The following is a 360-nucleotide window of genomic DNA, read 5'->3' on the forward strand; positions in this document are numbered from 1 at the left end:
GGCAACGCCCGTCGACGCCGTCGACGACCGCATAGGCAGTGCCCTTGAGTTCGTCATCCAGTCCGCGCTCGATCAGACGGCCGATAATCTTCTCATCGACGCTCTCGGCGGCCAGCACATAGCTGGCGCTCGCGCGTTCAATGTCGCGGGCCGAGAGGGCGCGATGCATGCGTCTGATGATATCGCCGCGCTCACCCATTTCGCGCAGCGTGGCCTCGGCTCTGTCGCTGACGATCCATTGGCCAGGCCCGATCTGATCGGCGAGGCCGAGCGTTTCCAGTTTGCGCAACCGACCCAGCTTAAGCGCTGTGAATTCATCAGGCAGGCGATCGGCGTGCGGCGCGAGATCGATGAGGCCGG

At 64.4% G+C, this 360-nt stretch carries 1 protein-coding gene; it reads right to left on the minus strand.

Translation table 11 applies throughout. The features are described from left to right. A partial coding sequence (locus tag EN861_RS34495; RefSeq protein ID WP_135928223.1) for a DUF3363 domain-containing protein occupies positions 1-360 on the minus strand: 360 nt, incomplete at both ends.

This window comes from Mesorhizobium sp. M8A.F.Ca.ET.218.01.1.1 (assembly GCF_004791165.1).
Lineage (GTDB): Bacteria > Pseudomonadota > Alphaproteobacteria > Rhizobiales > Rhizobiaceae > Mesorhizobium.